We start from the raw sequence: 18793 nt of genomic DNA, 5'->3' as shown, positions 1-18793 counted from the left end.
ATCTCAATTGAATGTCAACAAGGTGTCTGTGTTTCTAGTTAAGGACTGAAAACGTTTATTAATATTAAGTACCAAACATTTCTAAAACTTTGTTTAATTCATTGCTCAATTGTAGAAATAAAGGCTTATTCCTCTCATCAAGTGCTTGGTCGATTTGCTGTTCAAGCTGTGTTCTTTTGCTAATGAGTATAGATTCGTGAATAATCATCTCAATGAATGTATCCTGCAGTGTAGCGTCCTGATTTTTCTTGTTGGCCAAATAAGACTTTACTAATTCTGAAGGTAATTTTTCATTTTTCATGAAGATCCACTCCTGACCTTTTTTTTATTATATGGAATCATCAGGATAAAAATCAATAATAATTTTTAAATTTTCAAAAATATTTAAAAAATCATCAAATGTTTACAATTTGTAAATTTGTTACAAGATTGATAAATTGACTAAAAATGGGTATATTTTACTATTTTTAAATGATATTATTGGTTCCGAACGATTTAACAAGGAAGGGGAAATGAAGAATGACAAAATCGAAACAAGTATTGATTGAAAATTATGAAATTAACCCATTTACATGTTTCATTAAACCAATAGTATACGGTAGCAAAATCTATTCGCAAGCTATCGAAAAAAATGGTGAATTTATCTCGCCGTTTAAACCTTTAGTCATTATTAAGAAAAGCTGTGAATACTTTGGCAGCAGCTATGAAGGCAGGAGAGGCGGAACACGACGATTAATTGGCGCGACACATAAAGCGCCAATCATCATAGATCAGACAAATCCTATTTTCTTTTTTCCAACTACTTCACCGTTAATTGATGATTGCATTTGGATTGCGTATCACCATGTAATAGATTTCAAAGAAAAAGACAATGGGATGGTACAAGTATATTTTCATAACAACATCACCTTAGAGGTGAATATGTCAATTGGTTCATTCACGAATCAAATGCAAAGAACTGCCATGCTAGAGTCCAAGATTATAAAAATAAATAAAGAGATAGGGAAGATGGCTTATGGTTTGCACAGTTTACATAATAATATGGAAGCTTCAGAGGCTCTTCGTAGTTATTCAGCTGAAAAAAGAGCTAAAGATTGAGAGAAGGAACGGGGACATGATGAATCTGTATGTTTCTTTATGTCTCCACAGATAAGATATGAAAGGGACATTTAGGTAAATACTTCTTTGAAATAGCTTCGCAATAATTCTTCTACTTTATTTCTTAAACGTGGATTGAAATAATTATGATGCTCTTCATATCCTTTGTATAAAAAGCAATACATCGTAAATTCCTGATCTCTCTTTAGCTCGCTAACCTTAATATTTTCTTTTCTTAAGTATTTTCTAACTTGAACCAAATCGGATTGAACCAAATTCAATGCTGCTTCGACCATCTCTAAGTAAGGCCTTTTCATCTTAAGAGAACTTCCCTCAATTATTTGTAAATCACGGTTGAAAATCGTAACGACCATAGGAAGATAGAGTGCTTTTTCAATGATAGTACGGTCGTATTCTGGAATTCGAGTCATTATCATCCCTCTTTCTGACAATACTCATGTGAAGTTTTTAAGAACGTTTGTTCTGTTTGATTAATAATAATGGAAAATGCATCAATAATCAAGTTAAAATTAAAGGAAAATGTGAATGGATGATTATCAACTGCTCAGTGGGGAAATATGAAAATGAGATGAATTTCAGATTGTCTTAAATCATTTATTTGTTGCACAAAATAGCGTTTTAATTTATGTTGAAAAGTATGTGAATAATTAGGAAACTTCACATTAATCGAACATGCGGATGACTCATAGTGAAGGTCAGGTGCTTTGGGAAGTCTCCATGTTTATCACATATGAAGTGAATTAAAGGGCGAAAATGCATTCATCTAAACTGACTACTCCACGATATAAAGTGAAACTTCAATCAGTGGGGCTTCATCCCCCGCTGATTGTTAGTCCCGTTCTAGTGTCGCTAAATCTTCGATAAAGCGGCACTACGAACTAAGGTTAAATGTTTTCACAGACTAAGTACGCCGCGTCCTTATGGCTTCGTCTGTGTGCCTCGCATTCTGTGGGCCTCAACTAAACCACTGAAGATCAACCGGTAAGTTTCACTGTATTTTACCAATCGTGCTTTTAAGGGCAGGTTATCTCCACTACGCTTCTACAATTCCTCTACGCCTTGAGGTGGGGGGATTGCCTGTTAATGCTGTATTAAGTAAGAGATAGCGCATTAGATTTTTTGACATTGAGGAGATTGAAATGGATTTGGAGTATATTCGTAATTGGTTTACATTAGAAAATATATTGGAATTAATTGAACAGTATCGTTCGTTCGGACCTTTGCCAGGAATCTTTTTACCGATGATTGAGTCTTTCCTTCCTTTTTTACCGCTCTTCGTATTTGTGTTTGCAAACGCAAGTGCATTTGGACTATGGCTCGGATTTATGTATTCATGGATTGGGGCTGTTACGGGATCGCTACTTGTCTTTTTCTTATTTCGCCATTATGGGCACCGAAGGCTATTGAAGTTTCTTCAAAAAAATAAACAGATTAAAAAACTTATGCATTGGGTAGAGAGACATGGATTCGGCCCGCTCTTTCTTCTTCTTTGTTTTCCCTTTACTCCTTCTGCCCTTGTGAATATTGTAGCTGGACTTTCAAATATTAGACCGATGCCATATGCACTTGCATTATTAGGTGGTAAAATGGTCATGATTTTTACGATTAGTTTTATAGGGTATGATATAAGATCATTATTCCATGAGCCCTTACGTACGGCGATCGTCATCATTATTATCTTTGTTTTATGGCTTGTTGGGAAAAGAATAGAAGCAAGGTTAAACAGGAAGATGAGTAGGGAAAATGAGTGATGGTAGTGGAACAAAAACCTTAAAATGTGGGAATATGCTTGTCTTTCACATACATACGTATGATTGATTAAAACGCTGCTTTACCAATCATTGAACAAGAAAAATTATTGATTTCATAGTATAATAAGTAAAAAGGCATTGGGGATCCAATGTCTTTTTTTGATACGAAACTTGATATAAAGACTGAAAAGATATAGAGGATATATTCTAGAAAAGGGGGCAAGGTAATGGCGCTGAGATTTATTACTGGACGATCGGGATCGGGAAAGACGGCAAAGGTGCTGAATGAAATACGTGATAGACTTTGGGAAGACCCAGCTGGAAAACCGATTATTTATTTAGTTCCGGATCAAATGACATTTCTGTCTGAATATAAATTAATTAAAACACCGAATCTAGAGGGAATGATGCGAGCACAGGTATTCAGCTTTAGCCGTTTAGCGTGGCGAATCCTCCAGGAAACAGGTGGGGGCAACAGGCACCATCTGGATAGTGTCGGAGTGAACATGCTCATCCGCAAAATTATGGAAGGAAAAAAGGATGAGTTAAAGATGTTTCGTCGTTCAGCGGACAAGCCTGGTTTCGTAATGCAAATGGAAGAAATGTTGGCTGAGTTTAAACGCTATTGTCTCAATCCTAAAGATATCAATGATTTTAGAGAGTATTCTTTACAACAATCATCAGATGCCGTTCGTGATAAACTACATGATTTAGAGTTGATTTATCAAGCATTTGAAGATGAATTGGTAGGTAAGTATTTGGATTCGGAGGATTACTTTCGTTTATTAATTGAAAAATTAGCTCAATCAAGTTATATAGCAGAAGCTTCGATATATATAGACGGTTTTTATAGTTTAACGCCCCAGGAATTGCAAATTGTAGAAGGATTATTGAAGCTAAGTAAGGATGTAACTGTTGTATTAACGCTCGATCAGCCGTATAGGGTATCCCCACCTGATGGGTTGAATCTTTTCAGGCAGACTGGTCAGACCTACTTCAATATTTATCAAAGGGCAGTGGCTTTAGGAGTTATTGTTGAGAATGATGAACATTTAGAGAGTGCGCCCCGTTTTAAAGGAAACCCAGGATTGGCGCATCTTGAAGCCAATCTTACTGTGCGTCCAGCACAAGAGTTTAACGAGGATACGAGCGTCACAGTCGTACAGGCGTTGAATCGAAGAGCAGAAGTAGAAGGAGTTGCTCGGACAATCTTGCGGCTTGTTCGTGACGGAAATCACCGCTTTCGGGATGTGGCTATATTGGTCCGAAACGGCGAATCCTATCATGATCTGATAAACACGGTTTTTTTGGATTATCAGATTCCTGTTTTTATCGATACAAAAAGAACAATGTTGAATCATCCGTTAATTGAACTTATCCGCTCTACTTTAGAGATTTTGAATACGAATTGGCGTTATGAACCAGTATTCAGAGCCATTAAAACTGAACTTCTGCATCCAATCGGCCTGAACACTGAAAGTATGCGTGAAAAGGTAGACCGTTTGGAAAACTATGTACTCTCTCGTGGAATCAAAGGGAATAGATGGTATTCGAAGGACCCGTGGATCTATAGAAGAATAAGAGGGTTGGAGCTAGAGGAAAGACGCCAGACTAACCAGGAAAAGCAATTGGAAGATGAACTTAACGAACTAAAGGAACTTTTTAATTCTGCCATTTTACGTTTATCCAAACGCTTTAAGCGTGCCCAAACAGGCCAGGAAATGTGCGAATCGCTGTATTTATACTTAGAAGAACTGCACATTCCAGAAAAGTTGGAAAAGTTGAAGGTTGAAGCAGAAGAGAGAGATGATCTGATCAGTGCAAGAGAACATGAACAAGCTTGGGATGCGATTGTTAATCTGCTTGATCAATTCGTAGAATTACTCAGCGAAGAGAAAATGACACTAAAGCAGTTCTCAACCATAATGGAAAGCGGTTTTGAAACATTAAAATTCTCCCTCGTTCCACCAGCAATTGACCAAGTGCTTGTCGCAAGCCTTGACTTATCAAGGCTAGATGACATTCGTACTGCATTTGTCATGGGGCTAAATGAAGGTGTTTTACCGGGTAAGGCTGGCAAGGATGGGATTTTATCAGACCAGGATCGTGAAAACCTAGCTGTTAACGGATTTGAGCTTGCACCAAGTTCAAAGCTACGTTTATTAGATGAGGAGTTTATAGCGTATAAAGCTTTTGCAACACCATCAGAATCACTCTATTTAACGTACCCACTCGCAGATGAAGAAGGGAAAGCACTGCTTCCTTCTTCTTATATTAAGCGGGTAAAGGATGTACTTCCGAAAATGCAAGAAGCGGTGTTCATGAATGATCCGTCAGACTTGGATGCAAGTGAGCAAGCAGAATATGCTGCGAATTACGATGTGGCTTTGTCTTATTTAACGGCGCAGCTCCAGCTTAAAAAGAGGAATTATCCAGTTCATCCTGTATGGTGGGATGTTTATAATGCCTACATGGATCATGAAAGGATGAGGCCAGAAGCAGTTCGAGTACTGTCGAGTTTATTTTATCAAAACAAGACGAAAAGAATATCTGCAGAAACGAGCAAAAAAATCTATGGAGAAAACATTTTAGCCAGTGTGTCTCGGATGGAATTATTCAATAGCTGCGCGTTTGCTCATTATGCTGCCCATGGATTAAAACTAAAAGAGCGTAAGATTTTTCGTTTGGATGCTCCTGACATTGGTGAAATGTTTCATGGCGCGTTAAAAATAATCTCGGATTATTTATATGAACGAAACATATCCTGGTCATCTTTAACAAAGGAACAATGTTTGATGCTTGCAAGAAAGGCTGTTGAACGGCTCGCACCGAAGTTACAAAACCAAATCTTATTGAGCAGTAACAGACACCATTATTTAAAGAGAAAGTTAGAACAGGTAATTGGGCGAGCTTCCATCGTCCTAAGTGAGCAAGCAAAGCAAAGTGGCTTTGTACCAGTAGGGTTAGAGCTAGGATTTGGAAAAAATGGTCAGTTACCACCGCTTTCATTTGAGTTGAAAGATGGAACAAAGATGGAATTAGTTGGCCGGATTGATCGGATTGATAAAGCAGAAGAAAATGATAGTGTTTATTTGCGAGTGTTAGATTATAAATCCAGTGAGAAGGATTTAAATTTAAGTGAAGTGTATTACGGATTAGCCCTGCAGATGCTCACATATTTAGATATCGTGATTACTCATTCAAATACTTTGGTTGGAAAAGATGCATTGCCTGCTGGCGTACTTTATTTTCATGTTCATAACCCGGTTGTAAAAAGCAAGGGGATGGTCGAGCTTTCGGTACTTGAGCAAGAAATATTTAAAAGTTTTAAAATGAAGGGTCTGCTTTTAGGTGATCCAGACGTTGTTCAATTAATGGATCAATCATTGGAACAGGGTGTTCTAAGCAACTCAAATATGATTCCAGCCGGTTTAAAAAAGGATGGAACATTGCAAGCTAAATCTAAGATTGCAAGTCAGGAAGAGTTTTCGCTCTTGCAAAATCACATCAGACATTTGTATCAAGAAGCGGGAAATGAAATTGTTGGAGGTAACGTAGAGATTAATCCTTATAAACTTAAGGATAAAGTTCCTTGTACGTTTTGTACATTTAAGTCCGTATGCCAATTTGACCAATCCACGGAGGATAATGAATATCGATTATTGTCTGCAAATAAACAAGATGAAGTATTGAATGTATTAAGAAGGGAGGTTCCGACACATGAGTAAGACGAATATCCCAGTAAAGCCTGATCATGTTACATGGACTGATGACCAGTGGAAAGCGATCTGGGCAACAGATCAGGATATACTCGTGGCTGCTGCTGCTGGGTCGGGAAAAACAGCCGTTCTGGTGACTCGTATTATTGAAAAGATTTTATCTGAAAATAATCCAATTAACGTAGATGAACTATTGGTCGTTACCTTTACGAATGCCTCAGCTGCAGAAATGAAGCATCGAATTGGTGAAGCATTGGAGAAGTCAATTTCAGATAACCCAAAATCACAGCATTTACGAAAGCAACTGAGTTTAATCAATCGTGCTTCAATCTCGACCCTCCATTCTTTTTGTTTAGAAGTGATTCGGAAGTATTATTATTTAACAGATATTGATCCTGGGTTTCGGATTGCAGATTCTACAGAAGCCGAACTGCTTCGCGATGAAGTGATGGAAGAATTGCTTGAGGAACACTATGGTCAAAGTAATGAGAATTTTTTTAGATTGGTGGATGCATTTACTAGTGATCGTAACGATGCAGCTCTACAGCAGATTATCCGTTCGCTTCACAATTTTTCCCAATCATACCCAGACCCTGAATCATGGTTACAACAAGCAGCAACAATGTATAACATCACCGAAGATGCAGAGATTGAAGATCTGCCATTTTGGGACTCATTAAAGTTTGATATCTCTATGCAGCTTCAATCGGCTCGGGATTTATTGGAGCAGGCGCTTGAGTTGACAAAATTGCCAAGCGGTCCCGCGCCAAGAGCCGAAAATCTGTTGGATGATTTAAGGATTGTAGAACGATTAGAAAAAGCCAATGCAGAGTCATGGGAAAAAATGTATGAAAGTATGCAAACTTGGAAGTTTACAACGGCGAAGAGATGCTCGGGAGATGCGTTCGATAAAGATCTTGTTGAGCTGGCTACTAAGCATCGGAATAAAGCAAAGAAAATTCTTGAAACAGTCAAGGGTGAGTTATTTTTGCGAAAGCCTGAGCATTATCTGCAAGACATCCGAGAATTAAAAGGGTATGTCGAAACATTGGTTGTGCTTGTCAATCAGTTCAATGCGCGGTTCAGGATAGCAAAAGCAGAAAAGAACATCGTTGATTTTTCCGATTTGGAGCATTATTGCTTAGCCATTTTAACGGAAAAAGTGGAAGGTTATAACCGCACGCCATCCCAAGCGGCATTGGAGTACCGTCAGCAATTTAAGGAAGTATTAGTCGATGAGTACCAGGATGTCAATTTTGTACAGGAATCGATTTTGAAACTGGTTACAGCTGATGGGGAGAACACGGGGAACATGTTTATGGTAGGTGATGTCAAGCAATCCATTTATCGTTTTCGCTTAGCAGAGCCGAATCTTTTTCTTGGTAAATACAAGCGATTTACCCGTGATGGGGATGAAGCAGGATTACGAATTGATTTGAATCGTAATTTCAGAAGTCGTAAAGAAGTACTAGATGGAACCAATTACTTATTCAAACGGTTGATGGGAGTACTCGTTGGTGAAATTGAATATGATGAACAAGCCGAATTGAAAAAAGGAGCAGATTATCCGGAGGATTCCGAATATCCGATTGAATTATATTTAATTGATGGTGCTAGTCCAGAGGAAGCAAGCTATAAAGGAGAAGAAAGTAACGGAGAAAATGTCGAAGGTTTTGAAGAGGATGAATTGGAAAATGCACAGCTTGAAGCAAGGATGATGGCAAAGCTTATACAAAAAGCAATATCTGAAAAACAGCAAATTTACGATAGCAAAACAGGATCATATCGTTCTGCAACGTATCGTGATATTGTCGTCCTACTGCGTTCTATGCCATGGGCACCACAAATTATGGAGGAATTCAAGAAACAAGGAATTCCAGTGTATGCAAATTTATCGAGCGGCTATTTCGAGGCAACTGAAGTGGCCATAATGCTTTCACTGCTGAAGACAATTGATAATCCACAGCAAGATATTCCGCTCGTATCTGTATTACGCTCACCAATCGTCGGCTTAAATGAAGAAGAGCTTGCACAGGTGAGATTATTCAATTCAGGCAGCTATTATGATGCATTGGCAGATTTTTACCGGAAAGCCGATCATAATCTATATCCTGATGTTTATGAAAAAGTTTCTCTGTTTTATCGAAACTTAACCAAATGGCGGAAAATGGCTCAGCAAGTATCTTTGTCTGATTTAATATGGCAACTTTATGGTGGAACGAGATTTTATGACTTTGTTGGTGGAATGCCGGGAGGGAAGCAACGGCAGGCGAATTTACGTGCCTTATATGACCGTGCAAGACAATATGAAACAAGCTCGTTTAGAGGATTATTCCGCTTTCTGCGATTTATAGATCGAATGCAGGAGCGCGGAGATGATCTTGGGGCGGCTCGTGCACTCGGGGAGCAGGAAGATGTGGTTCGCTTAATGACGATCCATTCATCGAAAGGATTGGAGTTTCCACTCGTATTTATTGCGGGGCTTTCCAAACAATTCAACATGATGGATCTTCGTAAGTCTTATTTGCTAGATAAAGAGTATGGTTTTGCTAGTGACTATGTGAACCCAGAGCTGAGAATTTCCTATCCTTCTCTTCCGCAAATTGCATTCAAGAAAAAGAAACAGCTTGAAATGATTGCAGAAGAAATGCGTGTATTATACGTAGCGATGACTCGCGCTAAAGAAAAGTTATATCTAATCGGAACGCTGAAGGATCTTCGGAAAAGTGCTTCAAAATGGATCGGCGACGCAAGCGGTTCAGAGTGGCTGCTTAAAGATTATGTTCGTGCTAATGCTCGTAGCTATATGGACTGGATAGGGCCTGCTTTAATACATCACCGAAGTAGTACTCCTTTCTTGGAGAGCATGGGCTATGCCTTAGACCATGATAATAATATAGCGAATCATCCATCACATTGGATTTTGACAACGATACAAAGAGAACAGCTTCAAATACAAGAAGAGGAAACTGAAAACGTAATGGAAAATTGGCTCGGCCATGTTAAGAACGCTGAGAAAATTGAAATAGAATCAGAATATCACGACAAAATTATGTCTCAACTTGAATGGACATATCCTGAAAGAGATGCTAGTGTAAACCGTTCGAAACAATCTGTTTCGGAGTTGAAACGACAGCTTGAAATTCGGGATGAGCAAAGTTCTACAGAACTGTTGCGTAAATTTAAACGGCCGATATCTAATCGACCTGCATTTATGCAGGAAAAATCATTAACACCTGCTGAAAAAGGGACAATCACCCACTTGGTGATGCAACATATTCGCGTAAAAGAACCGGTAACGATTGAATCCGTTGAACAATTATTGAACGAGCTAATCAGAAAAGAGTTGTTAACGGAAGAACAGAAGAACGCAGTTAACATCGAGGTAATTCTCTCATTCTTTGATACTGAAATTGGCCAGAGAATGCAAAGTGCTTCTGTTATTCGCAGGGAAGTTCCGTTTACATTGGCGATACCAGCAAGTGAAGCGTACTCTCATTGGCATGGAGAAGAAGAAACTGTTCTTCTTCAAGGTGTAATTGACTGTATAATTGAAGATGAAGACGGGCTTGTTTTATTAGACTATAAAACAGATGGCATTACGGGTCGTTTCCATAATGGATTTGAAGGTGCAAAAGAAATATTAGCTGACCGTTATCGGATTCAACTGCAATGGTATACGCGCGCAATTGAAGGGATATTGAAGAAGAAAGTGAATCATCGCTATTTATTCTTCTTTGATGGCGGACATTTGTTAGAAATAGAATAGATTAATGAATGAATGGAAAAGGGGTCGGACCTTGAACTCTATACACAGTAATGTTGCATTTACTTATTTAGAACTGTATATAGTAGCTACGAGGTCCGCCCCTTCTAATTTAGTTATTCCCGGCAATAGGCTGATCAACACCAGCCAAATCAAGAATATTACTTCCACTTAGTCCATTTGCGTTAAAAATAAAGAGTCCCGTATTACCAGAACCAGAACCTGTTACAGATTTTGATGAGCTTTTCGGAGAAATGGCAAGCGAGTCACCAAATTGAACAATTCCTCCACCATCAATACTAGTTACTTGAACAGGACCAACGATAGCTGGCATGAAAATCATCCTTTTAAAAAAAATTTAGTATGAAAAAATAGAAAAAATCACATAGACTTGTTTTTTTTTAGTTAAATAGAAACTTAAATAATTCAGAAAACTGAATGTCACCCACGGGCTAATAGGATTAAGTCTTTAGTTCATCAAAGTAATCAGGTGAGGTTTCTAATGGTTATACTTGTAGATCTTCGTTTTAGAGTTGAATAGTTCCTTCAGGTGGAGTACTAACATCTGATAGTTTCTTTGAAATATCGCGAATATGCATCACTCGGTTGCGCATCCTAATGTGGTCGGTATTCCCAATCCTAGCTACGGATGAAGAAGATATACCTTTAATCTTAATTGCACCTACAGAGATAAACGGTTGAAGCTGGTTCGTATTGATAACCATCGGCTCCACTATTGGCAAAAAGGTAGGATAAGATTGAAATATTGGATAATCGTTGAAATCTTTGTCATCGGTGTGCAAAATGTCTGAACGGCGTTGAATGGCTAATACATCATTCCCTCCATCAATAAATTGACAATCCCCAATTTGAAAAAATGAACTAAATGAAATGATCGTGATATTAATTCTCTCGACCTTTGAAATTCTAGAAAACATCCTATCATCCTTTTGGAGTTAGAGGGGCGAATGCAGTGCCGATAATTAATGATTCGGGTGGTGTATCAAAAGCAGAAGCAAGTTGGATTGTTTGCACATCTCCGATTAGAAATAAAGACGAGCTGGCTACTATACTGACGTCGATTTGCCCAACGCATAATTCACCATTGGTAATATTAAACTCCATGATTTGAATTCCCTCCTGGCTGTTTGTTTGACGCAATAATAAAATTTCGAACTGCGATGTGAATATCAGTATTGAGTTTTTCGATAACTTTTTGTTTAATCTGTTCGTGAAGATGTGGTGAACGTTCAGTAGGTGATGTTTGGTCTAAATATTGTTCAATTCTCTGCTGAAGCTGCCTTTCAAGATCATTTTGAATAAATTCATGATATGATGGGTCAACCTTAAAACCAAGTTCACTTTCAGTATCTTTAATCAGTGTATCAAGATTGGTAAGAATATGATTGTGAATATCGTGAATAAGTTCATTTCTTGCAGGAAACATGTATGGCTCAAAAGTTGAAGGATTCGATGAAGGTACAGCTAACTCTTCAATATTGCTCAGATCATTTGGATTTAAACCGATGTTCAAAGTTCCTTCAAGTGTTTCCACTTTCAATTGATCAAATTTATATTCAATTCGTTCAACATTGACAGTTGGTTTTGTTTTTAATTGTTCCAACTGTTCCAACAAGGATTGAACCGTGGACTCGAGGTTTTCGATGCGCTTATTTTGAGTAGAGAGATATTTCTGCATTTGAATAGTATAGTTGTAGAATTCATTCATCGTTCCAATCACCTCGCTTTTTTTGCCAAATGAAACTAGTTACATGTTTTATGAAAGACTAACATATTGGCTAATTTCTAGACACTTTTGTCGGTGGAAGTATAACTGCTTGCTGTCCGGTAGGAAGTGAAAAATCTGACTCTAGTTGTGGTGCAGGTTCAGTATATCCACCAGTATTAGCGAGCTGAGATAGAGGTTTAATGATACCAGCACTGCCAATTTGAAAAACAGAGGAATTCCCAACACTGGTTATTTTAATGCTATGAATGTGAATGTTTTGCTGAATATTAAAAATCATCAAGATTCCCCTCTCTGATACGTTAAATATTGAATAGTATTGGTTGATCAGTCACATCTGGATCATACGTATTTGTCGTACTGTTTCCGTTATATAATGAAATGTTATCTCCAGTATTGAATGAACCAGCACCAGCATAAGTTTTCGAAGTAGAAAATGGCATTACTTTATATACATCTCCAATATTGAAAACGCCGCTGCTTCCAAGGCTGATGACTTGAACGACCCCAACGATGGCCGGCATAAATAACTCCTCCTAAAAAAATTTACCTGCCATATACTATGTAATTTGTGCAACGATGTGATTCAATCGCCTAATCAATGCTTTAGAAATCTTTAATGAAAGAAGTAATGGAGCTGAATTTGAAAGAAATATATCGTTATTAAACAATTGAGTGTAAAATATTAGAAAAAGGAGAAAAACAGGGAGCTGAATAATAAGAATGAAACAAAATAGACAAATAAGTGATGGTAGGCAAAGAATTCAAAGTATTGATAGTTTAAGAGGACTAGCTATATTGGGGATCTTGCTTGTAAATATGCCTGATTTTCATTCACCTTTTTTACATGTAAATCCAATTGAATGGTGGAATAATGACCCAGATCGTACAATCTACATAATCGTTGATTTATTTGCTCAGGCAAGCTTTTACCCGATGTTTGCGTTTTTATTTGGTTTTGGCGCTGTGATTCTTGCAGAGCCAGTCCAAAGCAGAAATACGTCATTTCCAGTTGTATTTTCTAGAAGATTATTCTTTCTTTTGATAATTGGTTGCATTCATGCCTTTCTCATCTGGCATGGAGATATTCTAATCAATTATGCACTGATCGGTTTTTTATTTCTGTTATTTTATAAAATGAGCGGGAAAACTCTCCTATGGGTTGGTTCTCTTCTCTTCGCCATTCCGGCGTTATTGCTCTGCTTATTGATGATGGTCGTATACGTTACAATGCCCGAAGAGGCTGCTATAATAACTGATTTAGATATGGTTCAGGCGTCTATTAAAGCGTATCAAACAGGTACTTTTACGGAGATTTTTCAGCAACGCTTTGTGGAGTGGTACATGGTAAATAATTTAGGAAGTAGTATCATTCTTATCATCTCAATATTTCCCTTGTTTTTGATCGGTGCAGGCTTTGCGAAACTTAAGTGGCTGGAGAGAACGAGAGAGCATCAGCGAAAACTAACGATTATTACTGTTGTTTGTTTAGTTTGCGGCGGTTTGCTTAAAGCAAGTCCGTACATTGCAGACTACAATTATTTTACGGTATCTCTTCAAGATATGATTGGCGGTCCAGTGATATCAATTTTTTATATTACTGCACTTGTACTACTCATGCAAAATAAATCCCTTGCAAAAATTTTAACACCACTAGCCAATGTCGGTAGATTATCCATGAGCAATTATTTGCTACAGTCTATTATTGGCACATTATTATTCTATTCGTATGGCTTTGGGTTATATGGTAAAATTTCTTTTACAACAGGAGTCGTACTAGTTGTTGTTATTTACTTTTTACAGCTCATACTCAGTACAATTTGGTTGAAGCATTATTACATGGGCCCTGTTGAATATGTCTGGCGATTTGCTACTTATGGTACTCGTCCAATGATGAAAAAGTAAACATAGCAAAGGGGATACTGATTATGAAATTCGGAACGGTAAAAGTGAATGGGGAGAGTCAAGTTGTACTCGTGAACCGTACAAATGTATTGCTACTGCAAGCTGCTGCAATACAAATGGGTGAAGTGATACCGGCAACACTTCTCGAATGTATTGCACAGGGTGAGTTTTTTTTACAAAATATAAAGAAAATTGAACAATGGGTATCCAAGCAAGAGAACAAATCAAAATTTTATGCCGATGATTTCGTTTGGGAAGCTCCAATTCCGCGTCCAGCAAAAAATATCTTTTGTGTAGGTAAGAATTATGCCAAACATGCTGTTGAGATGGGTAGTGAGGCAGATATACCTGAGCATATTATTGTATTTTCAAAAGCGCCCACGGCTGTGATTGGTCATGAGGCAAACATTCCTCGTCACGAAGATATAACAGGCGAACTCGATTATGAGGGTGAACTTGCTATTGTCATTGGTAAGAAGGGTAAAGGGATAAAACAGGATGAAGCGCTGAATTATGTGTTCGGGTATACGATTGTAAATGATATCACTGCAAGAGACCTGCAAGTAAATCATAAGCAATATTTACTTGGTAAGAGCTTGGATGGTTCATGCCCGCTTGGTCCGGTTATTGTAGAGAAGTCCGCGATTAAAAATCCTAATCAGCTTGATATTGAAACCCGAGTCAACGGTGAAATCAGACAGCAATCCAATACCGAACAATTTATTTTTCCAGTTGAAGAAATTATCGCGATTCTTTCAAAAGGTATGACGCTTGAACCAGGTGATATCATCGCCACAGGGACACCTGCTGGAGTAGGTAAAGGCTTTAAGCCGCCGAAATTTTTGCAAAAAGGGGACGAGATTTCGGTGAAAGTCAAGGGAATTGGAACACTTACAAATACTGTTCACTAAATGTTCAATAATTCCTGTAGCTGAGAATATAGTTTTGTTTTTAGATATTTGTCTATGATATGATGAAGGAGAAACTTTTAAGGGGGGCAATATATTTTGACACACTTAACACATGCGCATATTACCACTTGGGTAATCGCTATTATTCTACTATTCGTTGCACTAGCTATGCATAATAGTGGAAAAACTAAAGGATTCAAAATCGTACATATGATTAATCGGGTATTTTACATCCTTATTATCCTAACTGGTGGAGCTTTGATGGGGTCTGCATTTGGTTTTTATTGGCTGAAAATGGTCTTAGGATTTATTGTTATCGCCGCAATGGAAATGATTTTAGTTAGAACAAAAAAAGGGAAAAGTACAGGAGTAATGTGGGCGTTATTTGTCATAGTTTTTTTGATTATTGGATATTATGGATTCTTCATCTTACCAAAAGGTGTATAACAATCCAAGATGAAATATATTTAAGAGGATGTCTCATAAAGTCTGAACCTTTCAACTTGCAGTATAGAGTGATACACAATCCGTGTAAACTGTGTAAAGAAGTTGTGAGTATGAAGCTTTACTTATGAGGCATCCTCTTTGCTATTTTTTGTTGAGTACTAGGAATGTTTAGAATTGATTTTTTCAATGATAATCCGTTTTCCTGTATTTATTGTGAATTCAAAACGGTCATGATTAGTAGATGTATAAAAGAAATGATGCTGTACAGAGCATACGGAAAGTTCGTTGTCGAAAACTAGGAAATTCACACCAGTTTTTGGGGATGCTCCTTCTGAAAAGTCAAGCTGATTATAACAGTAAATGCAATCGTGAATCGAGAAATCTAATGAATTTAAACTCGTGATAAACTGGACGAATGACTCTGTCTCTATTTTTTTCAATAATCTTTCAAATGATCCTAACAATGGTTTACGAATTTTTACTGTTTCTCCGTCATATAAATGGACCATATCGTTGTAGATTTTCACAAAGCCGTTTTCTTCAATGATTCCTCTGTACCAATTTTTTCTCCGATAGATATCTATCTCTAAATTTGCATACTCTTCTAAAGAAGTAGCTTCGTCGGTTTCATTATCAAAAAAAACCCATTGGTGATTGATATTCTCAACCGTTCCTTCTAAAAATGAGCGATGTTGATGATTGATTAGGTTCATTCGTTGTTGATCATTCATAATTTACCTCCAAAAATGGATTACCTCCCCTTCTTTTTAGACAAAATGTCTCTTTTTTAAACCATAAAGCATAGATTTATTACCCCAATTTTAATTAGAAGAAACAGAAAAGTATAGAATGAGCAAGAAAATTGGGTAATAACTCTGGATAGACATTTATTATCTTTCAAAGCACCAGTGGAGTACGACAATTTATATATCCTAATCGTAATTAGCGATCTTTCTTGAGGATAACCTTTACATACCAAAAATTTTACTTTATCGGACAAATAACCATTCATCAACTTTTGCATAGGCTATTTTATACTCTCGCTGCATGGCTCATTTGAGAATGTGTCAATGTAGGGCTTGAATAAGGAATCAGCAGATAAAGTGAAACTTCCACTAGTTGGGGGATTTCCCACTAATGATTAGTCCCGTTCTTGTGTCGCTAAATCTTCAGCTAATGCTTCGATAAAGCAACACTACGAACCTGATTTAATGAATCAGACCAGACTAAGTACGTCTCGTTCTTCGGCAACGTCTGTGTGACCCACATCCTGTGGGCGCAAACTTTATCTCTGATTACGTATCTACGTATCTGTATGTTTCACTGTATCTCGCCAATCGGGGTATTACAGCCTGTTATAAACCGGGATACATCTAAGAAATACTAATAGGGCGAATTGTATAGTAAATTTTGCGATGCTGATTGAAAGGATGAAGGTTATGTGTGGTATTACAGGTTGGGTTCACTTTCAACGAGATCTGCGCAAGGAAAGTATGGTTATAGAACAGATGACGAATACACTGGTCAAAAGAGGTCCAGATGAACATAATATTTGGCATGATTCCCATGTGTTGTTTGGTCATCGCCGATTGACTGTCGTCGATTCAGAAGGTGGCAAACAGCCAATGGCAAAAGAGAAAGATGGTAATTCTTATATCCTTTGCTACAACGGTGAACTTTATAATACTGAAGATCTTCGTAAAGAACTACTATTAAAAGGATATTCCTTTAAAGGTCATTCTGATACAGAAGTTTTACTAACTTCTTATATAGAATGGAAAGAAAAATGCGTGGATTTTTTTAATGGCATCTTTGCCTTTGCTATCTGGGATGTGAACGAGCAAAAATTATTTATTGCGAGAGATCGTTTAGGTGTGAAGCCGCTTTTTTACACAGAAAAAAATGGCGGTTTTTTGTTCGCTTCAGAGCTGAAGGCCATTCTAGCGCATCCTGAAGTGAAGGCTGAAGTAACAAGAGAAGGTTTGGCTGAAATATTTGGGTTAGGACCATCACGTACGCCTGGTAATGGAGTATTTCACGGCATGAAGGAACTTAGACCTGCGCATGCATTAACTCTGTCGCAGCAAGGGCTTCGAATATGGCGTTATTGGAATGTGAAAAGTATGGAACATCAAGATACGCTTGAAGAAACATCTGAGAAGGTGAAGTTTCTTGTTTGCGATGCAGTGACTCGCCAGCTCGTTTCGGATGTACCATTATGTACGTTCCTATCAGGTGGTGTTGATTCTAGTGCAATAACAGCAATCGCTGCGGATTCCTATGAAAAAACTGGAAAAGGAAGGCTGCATACGTATTCGATTGATTATGAAGGTAATGATAAGTTTTTTCAATCTAATGAATTTCAACCAAATTCTGATGATAAATGGATTAAGCTAATGTCAGATCAATTCAACACCGTCCATCATAATTCAGTCATTACTCAGGAAACATTAATTGATTATTTAACCGAGGCCGTCAAAGTAAGAGACTTTCCCGGAATGGCAGATGTAGACTCTTCCCTATTGTGGTTTTGCAAGGAAATCAAACAAGACTTTACCGTAGGTCTTTCGGGCGAATGCGCAGACGAAATATTTGGGGGATATCCGTGGTTTCATCGGAGTGAAGATTTGAATCGCACAGGGTTTCCATGGATGCGCTCCACAGCAGAACGAGTTTCATTGCTAAAAGAAAATTGGCGAAGCAAATTATGGCTAGAAGAATATGCTGAAGCTAAATACTTGGAGACGCTAGCAGAAATGCCAAGACTTTATGGAGAAACAGGCGAAGAAGCAAAAAGGAGAGAATTATTTTACTTGAATATTGTATGGTTTATGACTACGCTGCTTGATCGGAAAGATAGAATGAGCATGGGGGCAAGTCTTGAGGTTAGGGTGCCATTTGCCGACCATCGTCTAGTGGAATATGTTTGGAATATCCCATGGGAAATGAAAATGACAGGAAATCGGGAAAAAGGAATTTTGCGAAAAGCGTTAGAAGGCCTGCTGCCAGAAGAAATCTTATATCGTAAAAAAAGTCCCTATCCGAAAACACATAATCCAGTGTACACGAATGGAGTTCAATCATGGCTAAAGCATATACTTGAGGATCGGACCTCGGTTCTTCATGAGTTTTTTGAGAAACAAAAGCTTAACGACTTGATCGAAACTAAAGGGGAAGCGTTTAAAGAACCGTGGTTTGGTCAGCTCATGTCCGGTCCACAGCTTTTAGCACATCTGGCTCAAATCGATGTGTGGTTTAAGACATATGGAATTCAAGTCATTGAATCATAGAAGACTAGAATTTGTCCCGCGTTAACGGGCAGGAAAACCCTGATTGGTGAGATACAGTGAAACTTACCGATGCGTGAACAGAGGTTTAAGTTGAGGCACACAGGATGGGGGGCACTCAGACGAAGACATGAGGACGCG

General features: G+C 37.9%; 17 protein-coding genes. 8 read left to right on the top strand and 9 right to left on the bottom strand.

The window, feature by feature from the left end:
* Positions 1 to 64 precede the first annotated feature (64 nt).
* Positions 65 to 301: an IDEAL domain-containing protein gene (locus tag V179_RS0120810; RefSeq protein ID WP_028393192.1), complete on the bottom strand. Its 237-nt coding sequence runs from the start codon at positions 299 to 301 to the stop codon at positions 65 to 67.
* Positions 302 to 519: 218 nt separating this feature from the next.
* Between V179_RS0120810 and V179_RS0120805 the strand changes: the two genes are divergently transcribed.
* Complete coding sequence (locus V179_RS0120805) at positions 520 to 1098, top strand: competence protein ComK (protein ID WP_028393191.1); 579 nt, start codon at positions 520 to 522, stop codon at positions 1096 to 1098.
* Between the two features lie 71 nt (positions 1099 to 1169).
* Here V179_RS0120805 and V179_RS0120800 read toward each other — a convergent pair whose 3' ends face one another.
* A complete protein-coding gene (locus V179_RS0120800; RefSeq protein ID WP_028393190.1) occupies positions 1170 to 1529 on the bottom strand; it encodes a hypothetical protein in 360 nt (119 codons plus the stop codon).
* 729 nt (positions 1530 to 2258) lie between these two features.
* Here V179_RS0120800 and V179_RS0120795 point away from each other — a divergent pair.
* The 3 genes from V179_RS0120795 to addA all read left to right on the top strand — a co-directional run bounded on the left by V179_RS0120795 (position 2259) and on the right by addA (position 10358).
* A complete protein-coding gene (locus V179_RS0120795; RefSeq protein ID WP_028393189.1) occupies positions 2259 to 2870 on the top strand; it encodes a TVP38/TMEM64 family protein in 612 nt (203 codons plus the stop codon).
* Between the two features lie 227 nt (positions 2871 to 3097).
* Positions 3098 to 6598: a helicase-exonuclease AddAB subunit AddB gene (gene addB / locus V179_RS0120790; RefSeq protein ID WP_028393188.1), complete on the top strand. Its 3501-nt coding sequence runs from the start codon at positions 3098 to 3100 to the stop codon at positions 6596 to 6598.
* Entirely contained in the window at positions 6591 to 10358 is a 3768-nt protein-coding gene (gene addA / locus V179_RS0120785; protein ID WP_028393187.1) for a helicase-exonuclease AddAB subunit AddA, read from the top strand. Before addB ends, addA begins: the two co-directional genes overlap by 8 nt.
* Positions 10359 to 10467: 109 nt before the next feature.
* On the opposite strand, the gene V179_RS0120780 is transcribed toward addA, so the two are convergent.
* The 6 genes from V179_RS0120780 to V179_RS0120755 all read right to left on the bottom strand — a co-directional run bounded on the left by V179_RS0120780 (position 10468) and on the right by V179_RS0120755 (position 12626).
* A complete protein-coding gene (locus V179_RS0120780; RefSeq protein WP_028393186.1) occupies positions 10468 to 10689 on the bottom strand; it encodes a spore germination protein in 222 nt (73 codons plus the stop codon).
* A gap of 193 nt (positions 10690 to 10882) precedes the next feature.
* Positions 10883 to 11293: a spore germination protein GerPE gene (locus tag V179_RS0120775; RefSeq protein WP_028393185.1), complete on the bottom strand. Its 411-nt coding sequence runs from the start codon at positions 11291 to 11293 to the stop codon at positions 10883 to 10885.
* Positions 11294 to 11297: 4 nt separating this feature from the next.
* A complete protein-coding gene (locus tag V179_RS0120770; RefSeq protein WP_028393184.1) occupies positions 11298 to 11480 on the bottom strand; it encodes a hypothetical protein in 183 nt (60 codons plus the stop codon).
* Positions 11470 to 12054, bottom strand: a complete 585-nt coding sequence (gerPC, locus tag V179_RS0120765; RefSeq protein WP_407637266.1) for a spore germination protein GerPC — start codon at positions 12052 to 12054, stop codon at positions 11470 to 11472. Before gerPC ends, V179_RS0120770 begins: the two co-directional genes overlap by 11 nt.
* Positions 12055 to 12154: 100 nt before the next feature.
* Entirely contained in the window at positions 12155 to 12382 is a 228-nt protein-coding gene (locus tag V179_RS0120760) for a spore germination protein GerPB (RefSeq protein WP_028393182.1), read from the bottom strand.
* Between the two features lie 22 nt (positions 12383 to 12404).
* On the bottom strand, positions 12405 to 12626 hold the full coding sequence (locus V179_RS0120755; RefSeq protein WP_028393181.1) for a spore germination protein: 222 nt from the start codon (positions 12624 to 12626) through the stop codon (positions 12405 to 12407).
* A gap of 199 nt (positions 12627 to 12825) precedes the next feature.
* On the opposite strand from V179_RS0120755, the gene V179_RS0120750 reads away from it, so the two are divergent.
* The 3 genes from V179_RS0120750 to V179_RS0120740 all read left to right on the top strand — a co-directional run bounded on the left by V179_RS0120750 (position 12826) and on the right by V179_RS0120740 (position 15365).
* Positions 12826 to 14007, top strand: coding sequence for a DUF418 domain-containing protein (locus tag V179_RS0120750; protein WP_034302116.1), 1182 nt, complete (start codon positions 12826 to 12828; stop codon positions 14005 to 14007).
* A gap of 23 nt (positions 14008 to 14030) precedes the next feature.
* Positions 14031 to 14918: a fumarylacetoacetate hydrolase family protein gene (locus V179_RS0120745; RefSeq protein WP_028393179.1), complete on the top strand. Its 888-nt coding sequence runs from the start codon at positions 14031 to 14033 to the stop codon at positions 14916 to 14918.
* Between the two features lie 96 nt (positions 14919 to 15014).
* Positions 15015 to 15365, top strand: coding sequence for a YisL family protein (locus V179_RS0120740; protein WP_034302113.1), 351 nt, complete (start codon positions 15015 to 15017; stop codon positions 15363 to 15365).
* A 158-nt stretch (positions 15366 to 15523) separates the two neighbouring features.
* Here V179_RS0120740 and V179_RS0120735 read toward each other — a convergent pair whose 3' ends face one another.
* Entirely contained in the window at positions 15524 to 16096 is a 573-nt protein-coding gene (locus V179_RS0120735; protein ID WP_028393177.1) for a DUF2777 family protein, read from the bottom strand.
* 708 nt (positions 16097 to 16804) lie between these two features.
* On the opposite strand from V179_RS0120735, the gene asnB reads away from it, so the two are divergent.
* Entirely contained in the window at positions 16805 to 18655 is a 1851-nt protein-coding gene (gene asnB, locus V179_RS0120730; RefSeq protein WP_028393176.1) for an asparagine synthase (glutamine-hydrolyzing), read from the top strand.
* The last annotated feature ends 138 nt before the right edge of the window (positions 18656 to 18793 follow it).

Source organism: Bacillus cihuensis (assembly GCF_000504145.1).
In the GTDB taxonomy this organism is placed as follows: Bacteria; Bacillota; Bacilli; order Bacillales; family DSM-1321; genus Peribacillus; species Peribacillus huizhouensis.
The sequence above is the reverse complement of the archived record's forward strand: the minus strand, read 5'-3'. Positions and strand labels throughout refer to the sequence as shown.

Bases quoted from the DNA above. Each gene is read 5' to 3' on its own strand.
- V179_RS0120775 (WP_028393185.1), bottom strand. From the start codon at position 11,293: ATGTTTTCTAGAATTTCAAAGGTCGAGAGAATTAATATCACGATCATT.
- addA (WP_028393187.1), top strand. From the start codon at position 6,591: ATGAGTAAGACGAATATCCCAGTAAAGCCTGATCATGTTACATGGACT.
- V179_RS0120795 (WP_028393189.1), top strand. From the start codon at position 2,259: ATGGATTTGGAGTATATTCGTAATTGGTTTACATTAGAAAATATATTG.
- V179_RS0120755 (WP_028393181.1), bottom strand. From the start codon at position 12,626: ATGCCGGCCATCGTTGGGGTCGTTCAAGTCATCAGCCTTGGAAGCAGC.
- V179_RS0120770 (WP_028393184.1), bottom strand. From the start codon at position 11,480: ATGGAGTTTAATATTACCAATGGTGAATTATGCGTTGGGCAAATCGAC.
- gerPC (WP_407637266.1), bottom strand. From the start codon at position 12,054: ATGCAGAAATATCTCTCTACTCAAAATAAGCGCATCGAAAACCTCGAG.
- V179_RS0120800 (WP_028393190.1), bottom strand. From the start codon at position 1,529: ATGACTCGAATTCCAGAATACGACCGTACTATCATTGAAAAAGCACTC.
- V179_RS0120735 (WP_028393177.1), bottom strand. From the start codon at position 16,096: ATGAATGATCAACAACGAATGAACCTAATCAATCATCAACATCGCTCA.
- V179_RS0120745 (WP_028393179.1), top strand. From the start codon at position 14,031: ATGAAATTCGGAACGGTAAAAGTGAATGGGGAGAGTCAAGTTGTACTC.
- V179_RS0120760 (WP_028393182.1), bottom strand. From the start codon at position 12,382: ATGATTTTTAATATTCAGCAAAACATTCACATTCATAGCATTAAAATA.
- V179_RS0120780 (WP_028393186.1), bottom strand. From the start codon at position 10,689: ATGCCAGCTATCGTTGGTCCTGTTCAAGTAACTAGTATTGATGGTGGA.
- asnB (WP_028393176.1), top strand. From the start codon at position 16,805: ATGTGTGGTATTACAGGTTGGGTTCACTTTCAACGAGATCTGCGCAAG.
- V179_RS0120750 (WP_034302116.1), top strand. From the start codon at position 12,826: ATGAAACAAAATAGACAAATAAGTGATGGTAGGCAAAGAATTCAAAGT.
- V179_RS0120805 (WP_028393191.1), top strand. From the start codon at position 520: ATGACAAAATCGAAACAAGTATTGATTGAAAATTATGAAATTAACCCA.
- addB (WP_028393188.1), top strand. From the start codon at position 3,098: ATGGCGCTGAGATTTATTACTGGACGATCGGGATCGGGAAAGACGGCA.
- V179_RS0120810 (WP_028393192.1), bottom strand. From the start codon at position 301: ATGAAAAATGAAAAATTACCTTCAGAATTAGTAAAGTCTTATTTGGCC.